The sequence below is a fragment of the Novipirellula herctigrandis genome (assembly GCA_007859835.1).
GTDB classification, from domain to species: Bacteria; Planctomycetota; Planctomycetia; order Pirellulales; family Pirellulaceae; genus Novipirellula_A; species Novipirellula_A herctigrandis.
Genome location: SJPJ01000002.1, coordinates 769,577 through 791,400 on the forward strand (window position 1 = coordinate 769,577; position 21,824 = coordinate 791,400).

General features: G+C 52.0%; 14 protein-coding genes. 7 read left to right on the forward strand and 7 right to left on the reverse strand.

Translation table 11 applies throughout. The annotated features are described in order from the left end of the window. Window positions 1-10 precede the first annotated feature (10 nt). The 4 genes from CA13_RS33775 (at window position 11) to CA13_RS33790 (ending at window position 4,671) form a co-directional block, all read left to right on the forward strand. Window positions 11-1,144, forward strand: coding sequence for a hypothetical protein (locus tag CA13_RS33775; RefSeq protein WP_146404513.1), 1,134 nt, complete (start codon window positions 11-13; stop codon window positions 1,142-1,144). Between the two features lie 61 nt (window positions 1,145-1,205). Beyond that, the gene (locus CA13_RS33780) at window positions 1,206-2,627 is read left to right on the forward strand and encodes an aldehyde dehydrogenase family protein (RefSeq protein WP_146404515.1); all 1,422 of its coding nucleotides are present in this window, start codon (window positions 1,206-1,208) and stop codon (window positions 2,625-2,627) included. Next, entirely contained in the window at window positions 2,627-3,562 is a 936-nt protein-coding gene (gene rsmH / locus CA13_RS33785) for a 16S rRNA (cytosine(1402)-N(4))-methyltransferase RsmH (RefSeq protein ID WP_146404517.1), read from the forward strand. Before CA13_RS33780 ends, rsmH begins: the two co-directional genes overlap by 1 nt. A gap of 92 nt (window positions 3,563-3,654) precedes the next feature. Next, complete coding sequence (locus CA13_RS33790; protein WP_146404518.1) at window positions 3,655-4,671, forward strand: Gfo/Idh/MocA family protein; 1,017 nt, start codon at window positions 3,655-3,657, stop codon at window positions 4,669-4,671. Between the two features lie 818 nt (window positions 4,672-5,489). Here CA13_RS33790 and lhgO read toward each other — a convergent pair. Next, entirely contained in the window at window positions 5,490-6,725 is a 1,236-nt protein-coding gene (gene lhgO / locus CA13_RS33800; RefSeq protein WP_419195302.1) for an L-2-hydroxyglutarate oxidase, read from the reverse strand. Window positions 6,726-6,744: 19 nt separating this feature from the next. Continuing rightward, a complete protein-coding gene (locus CA13_RS33805; protein ID WP_146404522.1) occupies window positions 6,745-7,560 on the reverse strand; it encodes an MBL fold metallo-hydrolase in 816 nt (271 codons plus the stop codon). A gap of 234 nt (window positions 7,561-7,794) precedes the next feature. Here CA13_RS33805 and CA13_RS33810 point away from each other — a divergent pair, with 234 nt between their 5' ends. Next, the gene (locus CA13_RS33810) at window positions 7,795-8,595 is read left to right on the forward strand and encodes a DUF4405 domain-containing protein (protein ID WP_146404524.1); all 801 of its coding nucleotides are present in this window, start codon (window positions 7,795-7,797) and stop codon (window positions 8,593-8,595) included. A gap of 227 nt (window positions 8,596-8,822) precedes the next feature. After that, window positions 8,823-10,184, forward strand: a complete 1,362-nt coding sequence (gene fucP / locus CA13_RS33815; RefSeq protein WP_473087527.1) for an L-fucose:H+ symporter permease — start codon at window positions 8,823-8,825, stop codon at window positions 10,182-10,184. 21 nt (window positions 10,185-10,205) lie between these two features. Here fucP and CA13_RS33820 read toward each other — a convergent pair whose 3' ends face one another. The 3 genes from CA13_RS33820 to CA13_RS33830 form a co-directional block, all read right to left on the reverse strand. Next, window positions 10,206-11,462, reverse strand: a complete 1,257-nt coding sequence (locus CA13_RS33820) for a hypothetical protein (protein WP_419195303.1) — start codon at window positions 11,460-11,462, stop codon at window positions 10,206-10,208. After that, on the reverse strand, window positions 11,459-12,796 hold the full coding sequence (locus CA13_RS33825) for an HlyD family secretion protein (RefSeq protein ID WP_146404528.1): 1,338 nt from the start codon (window positions 12,794-12,796) through the stop codon (window positions 11,459-11,461). The genes CA13_RS33820 and CA13_RS33825 overlap by 4 nt, the downstream gene beginning before the upstream one ends. A 126-nt stretch (window positions 12,797-12,922) precedes the next feature. Then, window positions 12,923-14,242: an outer membrane protein assembly factor BamB family protein gene (locus CA13_RS33830; RefSeq protein WP_146404529.1), complete on the reverse strand. Its 1,320-nt coding sequence runs from the start codon at window positions 14,240-14,242 to the stop codon at window positions 12,923-12,925. A gap of 217 nt (window positions 14,243-14,459) precedes the next feature. Here CA13_RS33830 and CA13_RS33835 point away from each other — a divergent pair, with 217 nt between their 5' ends. Next, complete coding sequence (locus CA13_RS33835) at window positions 14,460-17,351, forward strand: tetratricopeptide repeat protein (protein WP_146404531.1); 2,892 nt, start codon at window positions 14,460-14,462, stop codon at window positions 17,349-17,351. A 202-nt stretch (window positions 17,352-17,553) separates the two neighbouring features. On the opposite strand, the gene CA13_RS33840 is transcribed toward CA13_RS33835, so the two are convergent. Then, window positions 17,554-20,928: a PQQ-binding-like beta-propeller repeat protein gene (locus tag CA13_RS33840; protein WP_146404533.1), complete on the reverse strand. Its 3,375-nt coding sequence runs from the start codon at window positions 20,926-20,928 to the stop codon at window positions 17,554-17,556. Between the two features lie 440 nt (window positions 20,929-21,368). Further along, window positions 21,369-21,749: a sulfatase-like hydrolase/transferase gene (locus tag CA13_RS33845; protein ID WP_419195304.1), complete on the reverse strand. Its 381-nt coding sequence runs from the start codon at window positions 21,747-21,749 to the stop codon at window positions 21,369-21,371. Window positions 21,750-21,824: the final 75 nt, after the last annotated feature.

The window sequence follows — 21,824 nt, forward strand, 5'->3', positions numbered from 1 at the left end:
AGCCCCAATGATGTCGTCGGATCCCACGGTTATCGATCAAGCGGTTGCAAAACAGGCTGCTGATGCCCTCGAACAACTTAATGAGCACACAATTCGAACGGTGCATTGGCACTTTAGCGACGAAACGGGTAGCCCGTTTTGGTTAGAGAAGAAACGCGAGCTTAATTTTGATCCGCTGACGGAAGTAAAGTCATTCGCCGACTTGAAAAAATTTCCGCTGTTCGAAGACGAGTGGTTGCGAGGCGGGCCGATCCGCCGTTGGGTACCCAAGGGGCATGCAGAAAAACCGGTTTACGTGTTTGAAACCGGAGGGACTACCGGGATCCCCAAGAGCCGGATGGTGATCGAAGACCACTGGAAGGACTACGAACTGTTCAGTGAAACATTACCAGAGAAGTATTTTCCAATCGGATCGAATTGGTTAATGCTAGGTCCGAGCGGCCCGCGTCGATTGCGTTTGGCTGTAGAGCATCTAGCACAACACCGAAAGGGGATCTGCTTCTGTATCGACCTCGATCCACGCTGGGTCGTTAAGCTAATCAAAAAAGGTTGGATGGAACATTTAGAGGAATACAAAAAGCACTGCATTGATCAAGCCGTCACGGTTTTAACGTCTGGCCACGATGTGAAATGCGTTTTTGCGACACCGAAACTGCTTGAATCACTCGGTGAGGCTTTGGAAGAAAAGGGGACAAGCATTCCCGAAGTTGGCATCACAGGAATCTTCTCTGGGGGCACCGAGTTCACCCCTCAATGGACGCGATTTTGTGTCGAAGAGTTGTTAGGCGGATCACCCGAGGAGAGCGGCGTCTACATGACCCCAACCTACGGAAACACGTTGATGGGATTGGCATGCAGCAAACCGATCAGCGCGGCCGATGGCTACAAGATTTCCTATTACGCTCCTCAACCGCGTGCGGCAACCGAAGTGGTCCAATTTGATGATTACAACCAAGTTGTTGGGTACGGCGAAACCGGACGAGTGAAGCTGTATACGTTGACCGACGAGTTCTTTGTTCCGGGCTTCATGGAACGAGACGAGGGTGAACGAGAGGCTCCCTTCAACTTGTACCCTTGGGATGGAGTTAGCGGTGTACGTCCATTCCATGAATTGGCGAGCTCGACTACCGTCGGCGTTTACTAGTATGCGAATCAGCTAACCATTCCTGAATCGATCGTTCTCCACCTTTACCCAATTAAACCTCATGATCACTCTGAACCCGCTTCGCTGGGGCAAACCCTACGAATCGCTCGACTTCAAGAACGTCGTTCATTTTGACACAGGCGATCCGATTGCCAAAGTTGGGACGGTTGGCGGTGGCATCGTCGGACGGGATATACGGAAGGCTGGGAAGGCTCGTGAAGCACTGCTACAAATCACGCCATCGGAATTGATCGAACGATGCAAAAAAGCAGCGGAACTTTTTGAGAAGGGCGATTTGAAGGTTGGAGATTCAGTTCAAACGGTCAACGATTTTGTTCATCAACAATCCGCTAGCACCGGACTGCCCGAGCACATGTGCCGTTCAAACATGTCTAAGAACAGTTTCGTGCTCAGCAACATCGACCAAATCCTTAATTGCCTTACGCGTGGATTGGACTTGTCCATCTTCGCGCGTGGGTATGGCGAAGAAGGCCGTGGCGTAACCGTCAGCTACCAAGCCCAGACTCCAATCCTTGGTGCGGTACTACCGAACAATTCGCCTGGCGTTCATACCCTCTGGTTGCCAGCGGTCCCACTTCAAATCGGCTTAGCCCTCAAACCTGGGTCTCAAGAACCGTGGACTCCCTACCGCATGATTTCAGCGTTCATTGAAGCAGGCATTCCGGCCGAAGCGTTTTCGCTTTACCCTGGCGACCACGATGTCGGCGGCGCGATTATGGCAAAGACCTCACGGAGCATGATTTTTGGGAGTGCGCAAACGGTAGCTCAGCATTCGGGTAACCCGAAAGTCCAAGCCCACGGTCCCGGCTTTTCCAAAATTTTGCTGGGTGACGATGTGGTGGATGATTGGGAAAAGTACCTGGACTTGATGGTCGAAAGTGTGCTGAGCAATTCGGGCCGAAGCTGTATCAACTGTTCGGGCATCTGGGCAAGTCGTCACACTCGAGAAATGGGTGAGGCAATTGCCAAGCGGATTGGTCCAGTGGATATTCGTCCGCCGAGTGACCCTACCGCCGAATTGGCCGCGTTCACAGTCCCCGCCATGGCGACAGGAACCTACGCAATGGTCCAACAAGATCTGAGCGAAGCAGGCGTGACCGAATTGACATCGGATTATGGCGACAAATTGATCGAGCGCGAGCATTGTGCATACTTACGGCCCATGGTGGTGCATGCGAATTCGCCCGATCGCGCAGTTGCTTCGAAAGAGTACATGTTCCCATTCGTTTCGGTGGTCGAATGTCCGCAGGCAGAAATGCTCAGCCGGATCGGCCCAACATTGGTCGGCACGCTGCTTAGTCGTGATTCGAAGTGGATTCATACTGCAGGCAATTGCACCGAGATCGACCGTCTCAATGTTGGCCCAATTCCAACAAACCGGCTCAATTGGCTACAACCCCATGAAGGCAATCTAGTCGAATTCCTTTTCCGAAACCGCGCCTATCAGATCGCCGAGTTTTAATGTCGGATTCACCGCTTAATGAATCGCCGGATGCTCGGCGCTCCGACGCTCAAAAAACCGAATCGTGCCACGTTTCGGTGATGCCCGACGAGGTCATCCAGTGGTTAATGGAAAGCGATCCAGCCGTGATAGTCGATGGCACCTACGGCGGTGGCGGTCACAGCAAGCGGTTGCTCGATCAATTGCCAATGGGGGAAGGTGTCGTGATTGGACTCGATCGTGATCCCGCCGTAAGCGAGCGGGTGGAGACCGAATCGCATGACCCTCGGTTACACGTTTTCTTAGCGAGCTACGACCAAACGCCCAAGGCACTCGCGCAGCTGAACCTCACGGTGTGCGATGCATTTGTATTAGACTTAGGATTATCCAGCGATCAATTGGCTGATCGAAACCGCGGGTTTAGTTTCACGCAGGAGGGCCCTCTTGATCTGAGGTTTGACCCCGAAAATGGCACGCCGGCCAGTAAGTGGTTGGCGATTCATAACGAAAAACAGATCGCGGACACAATTTACCAGTATGGTGAAGAACGCTTCAGTCGCCGGATTGCCCGAGCCATTGTCGCGCGAGCGAGAGAGCGCAACCCCGTCGAATCGGTCGTCGATTTAGTCGAGATTTGTCGCCGATGTGTTCCCCGCAGCCGTAACCATGACATCCATCCCGCCACGCGTACGTTCCAGGCTCTGAGGATCGCGGTGAACGACGAGTTGGGCATCCTCGAAAGGACTCTTCAATCAGCTCCAAACTGGCTGGCTCCCGGGGGTCGGGTCGCGGTGATCAGCTTCCATTCGCTCGAAGACCGAATCGTCAAGAACGCGTTTCGGGACGATGATGCATGGGAGGTTCTAACGAAGAAACCGTTGCGACCGACAGAATCCGAAGTGACGGCGAACCCGCGAAGCCGTAGCGCAAAAATGCGAGTCGCACGTCGACGGTAATCACATTCGTGTCCATCGTTTCGGTACAATGCCATCTACGGATCGCGGGGCTACAGGCAATGCTTTTACAAATATAGCAAGGATAAAAAGCAATGATACGAGTCGGTGTTGTTGGTCTAGGCATGATGGGGCTCACTCATTTAAACGTCTATCGTTCGCTGCCGAATGTGACCATCGCTGCAATTTGCGATGCGGATGCGGATCGTTTGTCAGGTACCGTTGCCGCAGCCGGTAACGTCGAAGGACAAGCCCAAGCATCCGTAGCCACGTTGCCCCCAGAAGTGCGGCGGTGCAGTGACATTGCTGATGTAATCGGGGCAGACGATATCGATATGGTCGATATCTGTTTGCCCACTCATTTGCACGTCCGTTTCGGCAAAGCAGTGTTAACAGCCGGGCAACATTTAATGATGGAGAAACCACTCGCGCGAAACGCCGAGGATGCAGCCGAATTGGCCGCAGCAGCGGAAACCGCAAAAGGCCTATCGTTCGTCGGCCATTGCTTGCGATTTTGGCCAGGATGGTCGTGGCTTAAGGAAGCCGTCGAAGATCGTCGCTATGGCGATGTCTGTTCCGCCACTTTCCGCCGAGTGGTGGATCACCCCAAGGGGGCATTTTATGACAACGGCGATCTCTGCGGTGGAGCCCTCTTAGATCTACATGTTCATGATACCGATTTCGTGCAGCACTTGTTCGGCATGCCCAAGTCAGTCACCAGTTTTGGCTACACCAAATTGACAGGTGAAACGGATCACGTTGTCACAAGGTACCAATACGACACAGTTCCTTTAGTGATTGCAGAAGGAAGTTGGGCGATGACCGATGGCTTCACTTTTAACATGTGCTACACGATCAACTTTGAAAACGCGACGGTCGATTTCGATCTGAACCGCGAGAAATGCTTACGAATTTTTGAAAAAGGAAAAGCTCCTGAGTTCCCCGTGGTCGAATCGAAAATGGGATACGACTATGAAATCGAATACTTCTTGAATTGCATTGAGGAAGGACGCAAACCGGAAGTAGTGACCATGCAGGATGCACTCAACACGATTCGAATCATTGACGCGGAAGCCAAGAGTGTGAAGTCTGGGAATCCGGTTGTAATTTAGGGATATCGAAAACAACGAGCTAACAAAACTGTGGCCGCTGGCTCCGCGACAAGGCATATCAACCAACGTCCTTTCGCGGAGCAAGACACCCGAATCACGCCGCCCCTCTATCGCAAAAAACTGCGACAGGGGCGACGTTTGATTTTGATTGTGGGTTGTTTTCCACGACGATCATGGGCAGCAAACCGGGACGCAACAGCACCCACAGCAGCAGTTGCAGTAGCAGCAATTGCAGTAGCACCTGTAACGGCATTTCACCACAACGGGTGGAGGGGGTGGGCAGCAGCGGACCACCCTTACTACCTTCACTACTCTCTCACAGTAAACGGGCTCACAGCAGACGGGCTCACAGCAAACGGGCTCACAGCAAACGGGCTCACAGCAGACCGGATCAACGCATGGGACGACGCAGCAAGGATCGCTATCGTTCCCACATAACCGTGACAAGAAACCTCTGGCTTCTGCCGTGTCAGCCATTGCAAAATTGCTGGCGAACACTACTGCAACACAAAACAACATTCGGCGCATCATGATTAACTCCCTCCAATTGGTTATTTCTATTGTCAAGGTGATGCAAACAACACACCACCTCTTCAATACACTGCGAAGCAACCTGAATGCCAACCGCTCATGAACGCCGCGGCACACACGCGCAACCACCACCAAGGGAACCTGCGTCGCCAAAGAAGCGACAACAAGGGGCGTGAATTGACCTTCTTAATTCACCGCATGTCAACCGAAAATTTGCAAAACGTGCAATGCAGTCTCAGTAACATTGACGGTGTGCCATTTCGCTACATTTGTGGTTGTCCCAAAAATCAGCAGGCTTGGTCAACTCGTTCGACAATTGTATCTGCGATAGCAATCGATGCGGTAGCTGCAGGCGATGGAGCGTTGAGAACGTGAATAGCGTGTTGAGTTTCCTCGATAAGGAAATCATCCACCAGCCCCCCCTCGGGTGTGACCGCTTGCGCTCGCACTCCCGCTCGTCGCGGCTTCAGATCACTGCTACGAATCGAAGGCACCAGCTTTTGCAAGGCTCGCACAAAAGCTCCCTTATTCAGCGACCGTCGAATTTCTCCAATCCCCATTCGCCAATGGCTCCACGCAAGACGACAGAAACCAGGGTATGACAAGGTCTCGAACAAGTCTTTGGGGCTAAGCGTTTTCCAATCATATCCATGTCGGGCGAGGGCAAGCACAGCGTTAGGCCCACATTCCACACCACCTTCGATCATTCGCGTAAAATGAACCCCCAGAAATGGAAAGGATGGATCGGGAACCGGGTAGATCAGATTTCGGCACAACGATTCGCTTTCACGCTGCAATTCGTAGTACTCGCCCCGAAATGGAACGATCTTAACGCTCGGCTTGCCACCCGACAGGCGTAGGATACGGTCGCTTTGCAGGCCGGCACAATTGACCATTCGGCCGCAATCAACGGTAGCTCCGTTTCGGCTTTTTAAACACACGGAGTTATCATTCGTTTCGATATTGACCACATCAAACCCAAGATTCACGCTACCACCATGCCGCGTGATTCGCTGGCTCATCGCCTCACAAACCTTGGCATAGTTCACGATACCGGTTTCAGGAACATGTAAAGCCGCAATGCCGGCGGCGCAAGGTTCCAATTCGCGAAGCAAGTCCGTATTGATTCTCTCAAAAGCGACACCATTGTCGGTTGCCCTTTGAGCAATTCGGTCGAGTGACGTGAGTTCAGACTGGCGAGTTGCGACAACCACCTTTCCACAGCGGTCCCATGGAATCTTTTCTTCCTCGCAGAACTGCTCCATGGCCGCTTTCCCTTTGCGGCAGGTGATCGCTTTGACCGAGCCTGGTTTGTAGTAGATTCCCGAATGAAGGACGCCGGAATTGTGGCCACTTTGATGAGCGGCCACATGAGATTCCGCTTCGACGACTGCTACTTTGATCGTTGGGGACTTCACGATTAATCGCATTGCGGTAGCTAGGCCAACAATGCCGCCGCCGATCACGACGACGTCCGCCGTGGCTTTTCTTGGCATACTTTCCGAGCGAGTGGTCGATTGCATGACGATAGTCTCCCCCATTTCAAGGTACGCTGATGTGGGCTCTCACACGCAATCCATCATAGGCCAAAAAGACTCCGTCAGGTAACTCCGCCATGATTTCTTCGTAGTCTAAATCGTGCGACAGATGGGTAAAGTAAGTTTGCTCGGCATCGACTTGTTTAGCCACTTCGATTGCCTGTTCGAGATTGAAATGGGTCGGATGTGGCGTCCTTCGCAGCGCACCGACAACAAACGTTCGCACGCCTTCGAGTCGCTTCATCGACTTTTCAGGAATCGCATTGGTGTCGGTACAATAGGCAAAGTCACCGATTCGAAACCCGAGTACATCAAAGTGCGGACCGTGTTTCATCGGAATCGGAATGACCGTCACACCGAGCACTTCAAAAGGATCTTCCTCGATCGTCTGAAACTCTAACTGAGGGACTGCCCCCGCATGGGTTGGTTTTCGATCGGAAAACGCATAGTCGAATGAAGTTCGGATGCGCTGCTCGACACCCACTTGGCAAAAGAGCGGCACAGGATGACCGAGTCGGAAGGGAAAAAGTCGCAGGTCATCTAACCCAAACAAGTGGTCGGCATGTTCGTGGGTATATAAAACCGCGTGAACCAATGGAATCCGCTCTCGAAGCAATTGCGTCCTTAGATCCGGCGGGGTATCGACCAGCAGCGTTCCCTGTGGCAACTGCAATACGATCGCACACCGGGTTCGATTATTGCGACGATCCGGGCTGCGGCACACTTCGCAATCGCACCCTAACATGGGCACCCCCACACTGGTGCCCGTCCCAAGAAAAGTCACTTGGACTTCGGTCGAATGCGTTTTTGGCTGGAGCATGGGGTTCCGATTTCCGCTCCCTATTGGGCGGCAAATATTCCAAGGGCAAATGAATCTTAAACAAGTTCATAATGAACATCAGGTGGTATCTCCATAACCTGCGTGCGCAAAACCGGGTGCTGTCGATCCAACCGGTCATATTGTCGCACAGAGCGGGATGGTTCGGAACCGGTGCGCCTACTTTTGGTTTAAATCTTCCTGTGCTATTCGCCCCACCATGAAGGAGTTCGATCGATGAAGTTCAAGATGAAAGGTTTCGCATCCCTGTTACTCTCGATGCTATTTACCGTCGTTGCAGTTTCCGGCGTCGTACTCTATCTGACCCCTCGTGGCCGAACGGCGAACTGGAGCGGGTGGACGATGCTAGGACTGGACAAACACACTTGGTCGACATTGCATATCAATGTCTGCTTGCTGTTTTTCTTTATCGTTGGGCTACATTTGCTTTACAACTGGAAGGTGCTTTTGAGCTACATCAAAAAACGATCGGCAGGCTTGAATCTGAAAACCGAAATGGTGGTCGCGCTATTGATCACTGGGGCCGTCACCGTTGGCACGATCATGCATGCACCACCGCTAACCGCGACTGCGGATTTGAACGAACAGATCAAGGACTACTGGGATCAGCAAACGCCATCGGGGCCAGCCCCCCATGCCGAAGAGTTTTCACTCGAGCGTTTTGCCTCGAATATCGGATATTCGGTCGATGAAATCTGCGAGGCCCTATCGACGGAAAACATCACCGTGGACAACCGAGAAGCCACGGTAGGTGACATCGCCCTAGCCAACGGCCTTGCTCCGGCTCAGGTGTTTGCTGCCCTCCAAGAACATTTCCCCAACCTGCATTCCGAGCAACCGGGACATGCGCGTGGCGGGCAAGGTATGGGAAGCGGTATGGGTAGCGGTATGGGCAGTGGCATGGGGAGCGGTATGGGGCAAGGGAAAGGAATGGGACAAGGCCGAGGGATGGGGATGGGCCAAGGGCGTGGAATGGGCCAAGGGCGTGGGATGGGCCAAAACCAGCTTGATGACTAAGAAATATTGTCGACAACGTGTGTAAATTCGCCTCTAGGTCGGTTATACTGCCCGGCTCGCGTGCCTGAGTCCAACTCTGGCACCTTACACCGAGCCCCTCAAACATCCCGCACTAGGCACACACGGCACTGGCAATGGAAAAACCGTATCAACCCCCCGCTTCTGTTGATCCTGATTCCCCGCAAGTCAAGGAAAACGAAAGTTCCCTGACGGACGAGAATAGCGTAGTGCCTCGTCGATTCCTCGGCGCTTTTATTCTCGTGACTTCGCTTTTTGCGCTATGGGGTTTTGCGAACGATTTCACAAACCCGCTGGTTCGGGCATTCAAAGAAATCTTCTTAATTAGCAATTTCCAAAGTTCGCTAGTGCAATTTGCCTTCTATGGCGGCTACGCTACGATGGCAATCCCAGCGGCGCTTTTGATTCGCAAGTTTTCCTACAAGGCAGGCATCATCACCGGATTGTTTCTGTATGCAACGGGTGCGTTGATAACGATCCCCGCCAGTTTATCGATGTCGTTTTGGATGTTCCTAATCGGGTTCTATATTCTGACATTCGGACTTGCATTCCTCGAAACGACTGCGAATCCTTTCGTTTTATCGATGGGGTCCCCCGCAACAGCAACACGGCGACTGAACTTGGCCCAAGCGTTTAACCCGATCGGTTCCTTGTCAGGAATGGTCGTGGCCAGTCTGTTCATTTTGCCAGCGTTGAATACGGAGTCGTTCAAAGCCGAACAAGCTGCGGCACATCCAGAATACGCAACGATGCGGCCATCGGCAGTAGACGGTTTGATGATCGAATCACTCGAAAATTTTCGTGACACCCATCCCGAAGAACACACTGCAATGCAGGTTCACGATTTGTCGGTCGTGCGAATTCCCTACGTCGTGATCGCTCTAATCGTGCTGGCCGTCATGGTCACCTTCATTCTAACCAAGATGCCAAAGACCGCCGGCGAACACGAACAAATTTCACTCGGCGCACTCACCCGCCGCTTGATGACGGGCCGTTACCTTGGCGGTGTCGTTGCGCAAGCGTTTTATGTCGGTGCGCAAATCATGTGTTGGACCTTTATCGTCCATTACGGCATGACTCTGTTGGGACTGACCGCTGCGGAAGCTCAAGGCTATAACATTTGGGCAATGGGTATTTTCCTTGCTTCTCGATTCTTGTGCACGGCAATTCTTCAATACATGCGTCCTGGATTATTGCTGGGAGTTCTCGCAATTGGCGGAATTTTCCTTACCGCTGGTGCGATTCTAATACCAGGCTACACCGGCCTTTACTGCTTGATTGGCGTCTCGGCATGTATGTCACTGATGTTCCCGACCATCTATGGACTTGCACTTCACGGACTGAATCCCGAGGATGCGAAACTCGCTTCGGCTGGTTTGATCTTCGCGATTGTGGGCGGTGCGTTGATGCCGCCGCTGCAAGGATGGATTATCGACGGATCGGACATGACGCTCGGTGGCACCCTTCTTGAATCAGTGCGTGTCTCCTTTGTCTTGCCGCTGATTTGTTTTGTGGTCATCACAATCTATGGCTTTGCAATGAGCCGACAAGGTTCCGCAGCATCGAGTTAAGGCGGAGGGATCCTCCGTCCTTTAATCAGCCAATTTTAGGCATCGCTTTAAGGTCATCACGGCCATTGCGGTGCCATATTGTTGGTGATAATCGTAAAGTGGGTAATCCCACCAACATCCGTTCTTTTCTTGCTTGGGCACGATCAAATCGGCCAACATGGCTTGATAGGGCGTGCGATCTTCGGTTGGCAACTGCTCTAAGCTAAGCGCGCCGTAGTAATGCCCAAAGTAGTAGAAGTATCCCGCAACCTGGAACCACGATTCATGTGGAATGGGACGTTTGCGGCCGATGCTTAACCAACCGTTGCGTTCGTAAAGACGGTACAACCAGTGCTTAATCACATTGTCGGTCACTGCGGCATCGCCCCAACGACGTAGCGCCAAGTTACAGCATTGTGACCGGCCGAGGCTGCCGGCTGGACGGTTGATTCCTCGCATCGGGCGATCTTTCAAATACTCGCCATACAAATAGGTGAAGTCGGGTTTGCGTTGGCGCAGCGTCGCGGCGAGCGCACGGTCCACGATTCGCGGTGGAGGGTCGACACCGATTTTTTTCGCATCCGATAACGCGACCAATACGGCACCGTTAACAAAGCTGATCGAGTCCGAGGAAGGCCGTTGCAACTGATAACGAAAGTCGTAATAGCCCCAACCCCCGTCCACCGATTCGTATCGCCTGAGCAATTCGAATTGATCACGAATCTGATCTGCAATCAATGCTTGTCGCTCGCTATTGCCCTCGTGTCGACGATAGAGTGCCACGAGTGCTTGGATGGAATAGCCGTGTCCCCAGACATTGTAAATCGCTGTTCCGTCAGCGCGGCGGAGTTCCGGCAAATGCTTCATCAACCACGCTTCGCCAAGATCAATCGCCCGAACAACGTCGGCGTTTTGTGGATCCCCCACTTCCACCATTGCCATCAAGCAAAGAGATGTTGTCGCGGTGCGGAATGCGTCATGAGCCCCTGGTACCGGAGCGTAAATATTTAAATCCTTCGTGTTGGTCGCCGAACCCCACGAGCCATTTGCATTCTGGTCAGAAACCAAGAACGCCACGCCTCGATCAATGGCTTCACGAATTTCACCATCGCTCGGCCCAGTCACACGGGGAAGACTCGGCGGATGGTCAAAATCGAGCGGTTGAATGCGAGCTTTCGATGGTGCTGCATCGTCCAAGCCGATGCGATCTTGGGCGATTAGGGGCACTTTCAAGCAAGCCGCGACAAACAACCCTACGATCACCAACACGCAAACCGAACGCCAATTGGAATGGATCATTCGGTTGCCTCCGCTTCACCGGCCGCGACCTTTTCTGAATCATCTTTTTGAAATTCGATCTTGCAGGTCATCCCCGGAACCCATTGAACGTCGCCTTTCTTAGCTCGAATGGATAAAACGCACTCCCACTTTCCATCCACGAAAGGCACCGACGCGATCGATTGGATCCTTACGGGGAGACTCGCTTTGGGGAACGCAACCGGCGTGGCCGTTCCGTTCGCTCCGGGCTTAAGGTCCGCCAATTGTGATTCCGATAGCTCCGCGAAAATCCGTAGCCGGTTTGGATCCACCACCGTGATCAATATCTGTTTCGCTGTGACCTTCGATCCTTTTTCCAGCGTGCTAGGCTTACTACTCAGACGTCCGCGCGTCAATTTGCCGTGATAGGCAAGTCCGTTGATCGGCGATTGAATCACGAATCCTCGTCGCTCTTTTCGCAGCTCGTTTAAGTCGTTTTTCTGCTTTTCAAACTCTCGTTTTTGGCGCCGCATTTCAATCTCACGACGTTCTCGCGAATCTTTCAGACCTTGAATCTTCTTAGCAAATACTAACTCAGCGGTGTCGAGTGCCGCCTCCTCTTTGGCCTGTTGGTTTGGGATACTTTGTTCTAATACCCTTGTCGTACGAGTTTCCGCAATTTTCAAGAAGTGTTTTGCGTTTTCCACAGCCCTCTGAGCTCGCTTTAGAACAATCTCCTCGGACTCTTCGGTGAGCTCATCCTCTTTGTACATTTTCTCGAGCTGGTTCAGTTCTTCTTGGGCGTACTCCAGCGAATCACGAGAGCTCTTGAGTTGGTACTCTGCCGTCGCAATTTGTTGTTGACGATCGACGTTAACAAAATTGTCAAAATTCTGCTTCGCTTCGCCTCGGGATCGCTCAGCCGCTTCACGATCCAAGCTTTGTTGCATGTTGAATTGTTCAAAAGCAAACTCGGCTTCCGACAAAGCCAACTTCGCGAGAGCCAAATCGGTTTCCGCTTTTACGATCTTCTCGTCAATGTCCTTTGTTTCAAACCAAACCACCGCTTCATTCTTGCGAACCGACTTCCCGTGATCAATGATTTTCCTAATTCCGAACGAATCGATTTGCTCCGTATCCGCAGCAAGCTGGTGAACGGTGACTGACTCAAAAACACCGTCAATTTTGATCGATTCGCTTTCTTGGACGTCCTTCGTTTCCTCTTTATCTGTTTTTTTCTCGGCTTTTCCGTCTGCGGATTTCTCTTTCTCTGCCGCTTGATCGTTTGCGGGCACGGCATTTTTGGCAGCCCAAATGGGCGAAGAAATCAAGAGACACGTTAAAAGTGGCAGGCACCAAACTCGACGAATCGACATGGGAAAACGCTCCAGCTAGCAGGTCATGGTGGGAAAACGAAGCCCCCCTCCAATTCATGATCTGAATTGGAGGAGTCTCGGCTCACGATTATACATGCACCGGTGATTCGAAGTTACCCGAAAGGATCATTTGTCCCCAAATCGATATAAATGCTGATGCGTTCGAAGCAAAACAGATTGATCAACCGGCACGGGGCTGGCAACGGTGAATGGTTCGTCGTCAGCCAATGCATTGGTGGCAACGAGCTCGGGCTGGCCGGCATCCAGTGGCCCGATCACAAAGGTAGTCGCGTTCTCTTGCGTGACGTAGAGATAGTTGCCCGCGAGCAGTGGGGAGCTGCTAAAGCTGTGACGCGATTTTGGCAGACGAACTTTCCAAAGCGTTTTTCCAGTCTTGATATCGAGGCATTGAACAAGCCCGCGATCCCTTTTCCCATCGCCAACGATATAGACTTTCCCGCTGTTGACGACCGGCGAGGGCACGTCGCTGCCGACATCGTCTCGAAACCAAACAATTGCGTCGGCGCCTTTACCTTCCGCCAATGCATTCATGTTGACAGTCGTGATTGTTGCACCTCGAGAATAAGGACAGACAACATTTCCACCTTCCGCGACAGGCGATGCAATGGAGCGGAAGAACTTTTCACCGGCGGGGTTGAAGCCGCCGAGTCGTCCAAGTTCGATACCAGTGTTCGATGCATGCAACGTCAAATGGTCCGCTCCCATCACCGCGATCGCTGGTTTACCATTGACAGTCACGTTTAGGGGCGTCGCATAGCTTTGAGCTGCCTCTTCGGGAGCGTCGGTGAGGCGGTCTGCTTTCCAAAATTCCTCACCGGATTCTTTATCGAGGGCAACAACACAGCTTGGCCCAGACTGCATCACGGCCACCACAACGGCGTTTTCAGTTAAGATCGGTGACGTGCCGAGGTCCCACCAAAGCGTGTCTTCGCCATACCTATCTTGAATGTTCGTTTGCCACAGGATCGTTCCACTGACGTCAACGCACGCCAAATCGCCACTTCGGAAATAGGCAAATACTCGCTCGCCATCGGTCACCGCCGACGGGTTGCTGCCGCCCCCTTTTCGATGTTTGCCGCCACGGTCGTCACCGACTTCGACTTCCCATCGAGTTTCACCACTCGATAATTCGAGCGCTGCCAAGTGATTTTTTCCGTCGGCACCGTAAGTTAGAAAAGCAAGCGAGGAACCAATGACGGGTGTGCTTCCACCCGTACCGGGCAATTTCACTTTCCATGCGTTACCAGTCGCTTCGCTCCATTGGACCGGGAAATCACTTCCCTGTTCCGCAACACCCGACTGGGTAGAACCTCGCCAATTTGGCCAAAGGGGACCTTCCGCTTGGGCGTTGCAGAACCCGCAGTAGAAAAATATCGCTGTTGACAATGTGACTAAGGTAACGCGGCACAAAATAAACTCTCGCATAGGTGGAATCACTTTCGGGATACAGAAATTATGGAAAAACGGACGTTCACTCCGGCCGATAGATCGACCAGCTTGCTAGAATCCAAGTGTTTATTGTCGCTGTTGTGGTGCGACGCGATCAGACGCAGGCGACATTGGGTGTGCTAAGATTGTGTTCTATCATCATCAAATCTGGCGTTCTTCAAAACACGCCGCATTTATTCGCCAAATGGCTGCTATGTTCCGAAAATACTGCCTGATATTACCAAATTCACTGCGGTTTCTTCTGGCGGGATTGATTGTCATTTCCCTAATTCTTGGAAATCAAACGGTAAACGGCGCGCCGGGGGGCGAAGATCCCAATTCTCAGAGCGAGCAATTACCGAACCAGGAAAAGGCGGGTTCACGTTCGGCCATCTTACCCGAGTCAGTGTCGATGGACCAGCTTTCCGATAATACCTACTCGCGGCGTCAACGTGCGACGTTGGAAATGTGGCGTCTACGTGATGTGTCGCGTCAAGCGGTGCAGGATGCATCGCACCACAGCGATCCGGAAGTCGCTGAACGAGCCAATTGGATTTTGCGTCAATGGCGACGTGGTTCGCTACCGGATACGCCTCCCGAAATTGCACGTCTGCTCCAGAACAACGATGACCCGGCCGTGTTAGAGGAATTGTTGGAAGTCGGTCAATTCCGTGCGGTGGTTGTCGCCATCGAAGAATCGGCAGGTTCGGTGGACCGTGATTTGCTGCATCAACGCATCGCCGCTGTCTTGGCAAAACGCTTTCCGATTCATATTCGATTGGCGTTACACAACGATTCAATGCTGGAACTACTACAACTAGTAGACTTAGTAGCCGACTCGAAAGAGATGGCTGTTTGCCGAATTCAGTTGATGCAGGAATTAGGCCTGGATATCGACGACAACCCGTTGCTACCAAGTGCGTCAGAGCATTGGACGCCAAAACTAAAACGAGAGTCCGAGGTCGCAATCTTGGCCGTGCTCGGACGATTAGATGAAGCGATCGCACGAGCCAAAGCAGAAGGTGACGAATCGCTTGTACGCGTCTGCCGTATGCTTGCAGGTCAATGGAAATCATTAGCCGACGATGCGATTAAAATTGCACAGAACAGCGATCTCAGTTCGATCGAGGGGGTACGTGCTTGGTGCAATACCTTGGTTGCTGCGGATCGCTGCGACGATGAGACGATTCGAAATTTGGCGGTTGAAGCCATCACGTCGGAAGACGCGGCCAAGGATGCATTGTCGATTGACTTGAGATGGAAATGTCTTGCCAGCCACGGATATATTGACAAAGCAATTGAATTACTTCGTGAAAGGTTGCCGGATTCCGCAGCCACCGTCGCGATGGCCTCGGCTCGAACGGATCAAGCTTTCGCGATCCTTGGTTTCAACTATGAAGAAATCGACACAAATTTGTCTGTTTGGATTCGCGATGCGATAGCCCATCAACAAACCAGTGAACTCCCAGAGCTTCATAAAAAAGTATCGCGCTTACTCTCGCTGATGCAATGTCTTTTGCAAGTTGGGCGTGAGCAAGAAGCGTGGACGATCGCAACCGTCTTTGCGAATTCTTCAGTCAATATTGCGGAGGTTCCTCTTCGCGACTTTGTGCTTCAGTCACTCAAGAAACCCAACCGGGACGATTGGATTGTCAAGTTTGCGGTTCGCCCAGGGGACCGTACCCTTTCCAGCGATTCGGAGAAGTTTCTCGTTGCCTCGATGACGGACATTGACATCTCCACTTGGAAATCACTCCTTGATTCGATCACTCGACTGATGCCAGGCGTGCCATTTGAGCGACAAGTTCACATCACATACGCACTCGCGACCGGCGAAATCCCTGCTGAATTTGATCCGGAAAAGGATTTCCCACGTCTGTATGACGAATTAGTGTCGGGACATAACTCGTTATCTCCATCGGTCCAACGCGTCCTTGTACGCAATACAGTTCCCCGATTTTTAAACACAAAAATCGTTTCCTTTTTTTCGCGTCTTGGGCAAGCGGAATTGGCGTCTAGAAGTTTGCGGTTGCTGATGCAACGCGGCGACATGGAAGCGACGAGTATGGTCGCCGAAAACGAACTCGACCATGGTCGAGCCGAAATCGCCAACGAAGCATTCCAACGAGTTTGGAAGCAAATCGCGATTTCACACCAAAGTGGCCAATCCTATCGGCGATCCTCCAGCGAACTTCACTTTGCTGTCCAAGCGATGGTTGGCCAATGGGTGTTGGCAAGTCGTCAAGGGCACACAGAACAGGAAAAGGAACTTCGTCGACAATTACGTCTAACATTGTGCTCGCCCTCGACCGAGATGCGCAGCGACCTGCTTGCCTATTTGGCTGCGAGAGGCGCACGATCGATGGCGAGCGAAGGTTATCAAGTATTGCTTCGGATGACTGCGTTTGGATCACCCGAGGCGACCGAGTTGTACGATGTCGCGAGAGAGTACTCGACCATGATTCGAAAAACGGATTTGAGTGAAGCAGCAAAATGGTTCGACTTGGCTGTGGGCGGCACCCTTGAATCAACCTACTTTTATCCAATCGCCTATGTCTCGCTACCCGTTTATGTCCGCCGTTGGAAGTTGGAAGATGCGATTAAGAATCAGGATGCAGAGAATGCAAGCCGTCACTTGGAACGGATCCTTCGGCTCGATCCGCTTGACATTGATGTTGCCGAACGTTTGTTGCCGATGATGACGCGAGTGTCTGATTCGGATCTCGAGACGAGGGAAACTGCTCCGGCGAATGATGATGCGATGAAGCAAGTTGGCGAGGAAGCCTTTAATCGCATTTGGAAACGCGGGAAACAATATGTACTGACATATCCTTTCGACGCAACGTCGGCGAACAATTTGGCTTGGGTAGCGGCAATGAACCGCCGCCACCTTGCCGAAGCAGCAACGATTTCTGAACAAGCGGTTTATGTGGAACCTGACAGTGCCATTTTTCGCGATACTTTGGCAGAAGTCTTATTTTTGCTTGGTAAAAAGGACGCGGCGTTGAAAATCGAAAAAGGTTGTGTTATCGACGATCCTGGACAATGGCATCTACACCAACAGATCAAAAAGTACACCGCGGCGATGAAGATGGAAGCACGCTAATTGCTGCTGTGTCTTATTGCATCGGGCAAGTAGCGTATCGGTCTACTTCTCCTTCAAGACAGATCCTTGGTCGCAAGAGCATTTCAACTTTTCGCATAGGCCATTTGCGTTGGCTATCCGTAACCGGCGACATGCTCTGCCAAGTGTGACGTGGCCTACTAAGTGCGAAGGTCAATCCTCAACTTGCTTTTGTCGGTTCAGGTTATTCCTTTTTGCCCTTCACTTTTGCGGGCGTCTTTTGCTGATCCTCGCCCCAGGACTGCTTGACCGCTTCGGGACGCATGGCATCGATTCCGGGAAGGTGGTACATCGCCAATGAAGCGAACATCGGATAATTGCATACGCACCCATGCTGGAGCCCAGGTGCCGCCATAACTCCGTTTGCCGGCACAAAGCTAGTGGTACAACCGGCCCGCATCGAGTTGAACGAGATCGTCAGGTTCCGATCGATGTCATACATTTCTACCGATGCATCACGATAGGTCATGATGTGTTCGTTACCAACGAGACGACCGCAGGTTCGAGCCTTCGGTATTTCGACGGCATCGTGAAGCTTTTCGCCCGTCAGGATGTCGACAAGAAAGCCCATGCCACCCGTGGTTTTGCTGAGGCTGAGAAACAAATGGTCGTCCATAATATTCGGAGAATAGATGCGTGCGTCTTTTTCCATATCCGGATTCTTCTGTGTCCACAATTCGGAACCATCCCCGGCCCTACTGGCAATGATATTGTTACCGTTGTAGGTCACAATCAGTAGTTTGTGTTTGGCGTTGTAACCCAGGAAGGGAATCGGCGGCTTCATCCATGGACGGATACTGGGCTGGTTGTGTTTCAGCCAGGAAGTGTAGTGAATCTTCCGTTCCCAAACCTGTGATCCATCCTCAGGATTCATAGCGAACAGCAATCCGGTTCTCGCTTGCTGATCCTCTTGTGTTTGATAACTATCGGTTAGGCAGTCGAGACCGTACAGAGTATTTTCCCCAAGCGTATAGGTGGTTTCTTCCATCGTACCATTTCTTGCCCACCTCACTTTTCCAGTAGTTCGATCTACACCGATCAACGACTCGCCGACTTTTGCAATCAGCAAGTCGCCCCAAAGGCGAACCTCGGTCCATGCCGGAACCGACTGCATCGAGATGGCGCTCTTCCTCTCCTTTACCTTTGCGATCGCCGCCTTCGATGCCGCAGTCAACTGTTCAGGAACTGGAATCGTATTAGCCAACTGCCCCGTCTCCACATCATAGGAAAGGATCTTATCTTCGGTGATGCAATAGAGACGATCGTCGGAAAGCGTATAGTTCCGCTCGGTGGGTCGACCATAAATGCGGCTGTCAAACATACGTGTGTTGAAGTACGGCGAATCGGGCATTTTTGTCTGCCATAAATAGTCTCCGGTATAAACGTCAACCGCATGCAGTGTATCGATGGTGATGATGAATAGACGACCATCTTTAATTAGCGGATAGGGATTCCGGTCATGTTGATACTGAGTTTCCGGCGGAAAAAAGCGATCGATATCGCCGGAGTACCAGAGGATACCCAGCGGCCATTTCACGAGTTTGTCTTGACTGACAAAGCTATTGTCGGCGCTGCCGGATTCATGAGACCAATCCGCCGATCCCTCAGGTGCAGAAATTCGAGCCAGCACAGAGTTTTCCAACCGGTAATCAATTCCCCCTTCAATCAACTCTTTCAGAATTTCCTGATCGACCTTGGAATTCAATGCCATCTTCCCAGTAAACGGTCGCAATGAATTCACTGCCGCAGACAATGTCTTGTTGGATGTCCCTAATATCAATGGATCGTTAACAACAACTCGGTTAGCCCAATAGGGTGTCAATATGATGTTACTGCGCGAGTGGATCACTTGTGCACGCCGACCGTACAGCCCTAACGCATTGAGCTCTTGGCGAGCTTTCGCAACGGTTGCTGCGTCTTTCTCCAAAACAACAACGCGCCATTCGGGAAGCTCGGCCGCTGCTAGGGCCTCCGTTCCATCTCCCCAGCCAAGAAAGAAAGCAAAACCGTTTTTGGGCGACATCTCAACGGTTTCGGTAACAGGAATACCGGCCTTAACGACAGCACCGTTTCCAAAACAGTGAATCGATCCCGTATCGGTCGCCGTGACCAATTTCCCATCGGTCACCAACGTGTTGATTGGGTTCCCATCAATTTTGCTTTCCCAAGTGATTTCAGGCTGTTCACCATTTTTCGGGATTGCAATAGCGACAATTCGATTCTCTTCACCAGCGATCAAAAGGTCACCGGCTTTGATCAGTGCTCGCAGTGAGGTTTTCATCTGCCACTTAATCGGAAACTCGATTACGCTCACCCCAACTTTACTGCCCTTGCTGCCCTTGGGCATTTCCTTTCGCCAAATCGGGGATGTGAGATCCCTAGCCACAATTTTGTCAAAGGCTCTGGCCTTCACGTAGGTGTGGCCACGATCAATCTGAAATTTCTCTGACTTATCATAAGTGGAAGCGTACAGGGTATCGGCCGTCACGATCGGTTCGGAATAGAGGTTCTCACTTCCTTCAGCCGACGCGGAACCGTTTGGCTTATCGCCACAAAGAAACGGCCGGTGCTTCATCACATATTCAGCACCCGCCGGAGCCTTTCTGGAGAATGAAAGCGGACTGGGAATGTCCTTCAATTCCGCTGGCTTAGGCGGGGCGGCATCGGCATGAGCAGCGAATAGGTTTCCGCCTTGGACCCAAAACTGATCATTCCCGGCGAGATACCAGTTGCCGCGCGGAACCGCAAATTTGACGTAGAAACAGGTGTAAGGATCCATGTCGCCGTTTTCCAAATCAAACCAAGCCGCCAGCGTTCTGCCTGAGGTTACAGCAAGCTTGTTGTTGATCACCGCCGAATATCCGTGAGGCGGTAGGCTTAAGTCGAAGTTGGACCCATGGTCACACATACCGTCCTTGATGATCGATAGCGAATCGCTTCGCCAAACCAGTTTGCCGGTTTGCGCATTGACGGCATTTTGATAGACACCTTCCTCCGGCCAAATACCGACGCCGAAATAGACCATGCCTTGATGTAGAACAGGCCCTCCACGCGCCGGCCAGCGCGAACACATCCGTCCATTGACGATCATCCGCATATCAGGCGTTCCCGCCGGAACGCCGCGCTGTTTCCAAATCAGTTGTCCGTTGTTTGCAGCAACACAATACAGATGACCGTCATCCGAGCTGAAGTAGACTCGCCCACTGTCATAAATCGGTGCGAACCTTACTGGTCCCTCGGCGACGGCTCGCCATTTCAATGCCCCCGTATCTAGATCAAAAGCCATCACTTGATCGCTCACGTTGGAGGGCACGAACAACATTCCATCCGCTGCAACTGGGGCATAGCTGAAATCCGCACACATCCTGTATTGATGCTCATACGCAGGAGCTGGCTTACCCAAAGAAATCGTCCATTGCTCGCCTAAAATTGGAGGCAACTGTTCTGAAGTTGCGCCCGAGCGATTTGCGTCATGACGCCATTGCGGCCAATCTGCGGATACGCCAACGCGGCCAATGAAAACAGAAGCGAGTAATAGAATGGGACCAAATGACTTCATGGTTTTCTCTCTCTAGATAAGCAGTAGGGCCGGTTCCTATGTTTGGAGTCGAGACACGGGTAACACATGTGCCGGCACATAGGTAACACTTTGAGTTTATCGTTTCGAGGCTGGTTTGCCAGCCTCCGCCACTTGGTTGAAGCGAGTGGAGCAAGATCCAACCAAGTGGCGGTCGTAGACGATTTGGTCCGTCCGCAGAGCGAGCTGGCCCACCATAATACGGCAATAACAGGTGTCCCAAACACCACCGATCAGGGTTGGTGATAAGCCGATCTTTTGATCCAAAAAGGCTTCGCTGATCTGATATCCCTTGCCATAAAATCGAAATGGATCCGTCCTTGGGTGAAGACGACGGGTTTCAAATTGCTTGCGCTAATTGAACGGGCGCGTGACTTCCGCGAATCATCGTTGACTAACTTCGTAGCGGCTTGCTGGCACTTCTATGTCCAGGGCGTGATGCGGACGTTGGACGAATAGGGCGCCAAGCCCGTCATGATTGCCGTGCGTGATGGGTCGCAGCCAGGGCTCGGGCAACTTGTGTTTGTGAAACAAACAGACCGCTTCATAAAACGCGTGAAGTTCGGCGTGACTGCCTGAGGATGGCCCCCCAGCGGCTCAATCCAATCGTTCAAGTCATCCACGGACACGAAGAGAATATTGGGGCGTTGCTCTTGCCCAAACGTTGAAGCAAGCACCGGCAACACGAACACGCAAGCCAACAATATGGCTTTCCCGGAGGTCTTTTTCCGGCTTCCCCGGATAGTGCAGCCGGAAACCGCTCCTGGTACAATCTGGCGTTCATTTTGACTGCTGCTCTCCACCGCGTTTAGCGTTTGGTGGCCTCTTCGTATCTAATCGCGTTTTGCACGATGAGCACGAATGCTGGATGAAAGGAC

Bases quoted from the DNA above. Each gene is read 5' to 3' on its own strand.
- CA13_RS33835 (WP_146404531.1), top strand. From the start codon at position 14,460: ATGTTCCGAAAATACTGCCTGATATTACCAAATTCACTGCGGTTTCTT.
- CA13_RS33790 (WP_146404518.1), top strand. From the start codon at position 3,655: ATGATACGAGTCGGTGTTGTTGGTCTAGGCATGATGGGGCTCACTCAT.
- CA13_RS33830 (WP_146404529.1), bottom strand. From the start codon at position 14,242: ATGCGAGAGTTTATTTTGTGCCGCGTTACCTTAGTCACATTGTCAACA.
- rsmH (WP_146404517.1), top strand. From the start codon at position 2,627: ATGTCGGATTCACCGCTTAATGAATCGCCGGATGCTCGGCGCTCCGAC.
- CA13_RS33825 (WP_146404528.1), bottom strand. From the start codon at position 12,796: ATGTCGATTCGTCGAGTTTGGTGCCTGCCACTTTTAACGTGTCTCTTG.
- lhgO (WP_419195302.1), bottom strand. From the start codon at position 6,725: ATGCAATCGACCACTCGCTCGGAAAGTATGCCAAGAAAAGCCACGGCG.
- CA13_RS33805 (WP_146404522.1), bottom strand. From the start codon at position 7,560: ATGCTCCAGCCAAAAACGCATTCGACCGAAGTCCAAGTGACTTTTCTT.
- CA13_RS33840 (WP_146404533.1), bottom strand. From the start codon at position 20,928: ATGAAGTCATTTGGTCCCATTCTATTACTCGCTTCTGTTTTCATTGGC.
- CA13_RS33775 (WP_146404513.1), top strand. From the start codon at position 11: ATGTCGTCGGATCCCACGGTTATCGATCAAGCGGTTGCAAAACAGGCT.
- CA13_RS33810 (WP_146404524.1), top strand. From the start codon at position 7,795: ATGAAGTTCAAGATGAAAGGTTTCGCATCCCTGTTACTCTCGATGCTA.
- CA13_RS33820 (WP_419195303.1), bottom strand. From the start codon at position 11,462: ATGATCCATTCCAATTGGCGTTCGGTTTGCGTGTTGGTGATCGTAGGG.
- CA13_RS33780 (WP_146404515.1), top strand. From the start codon at position 1,206: ATGATCACTCTGAACCCGCTTCGCTGGGGCAAACCCTACGAATCGCTC.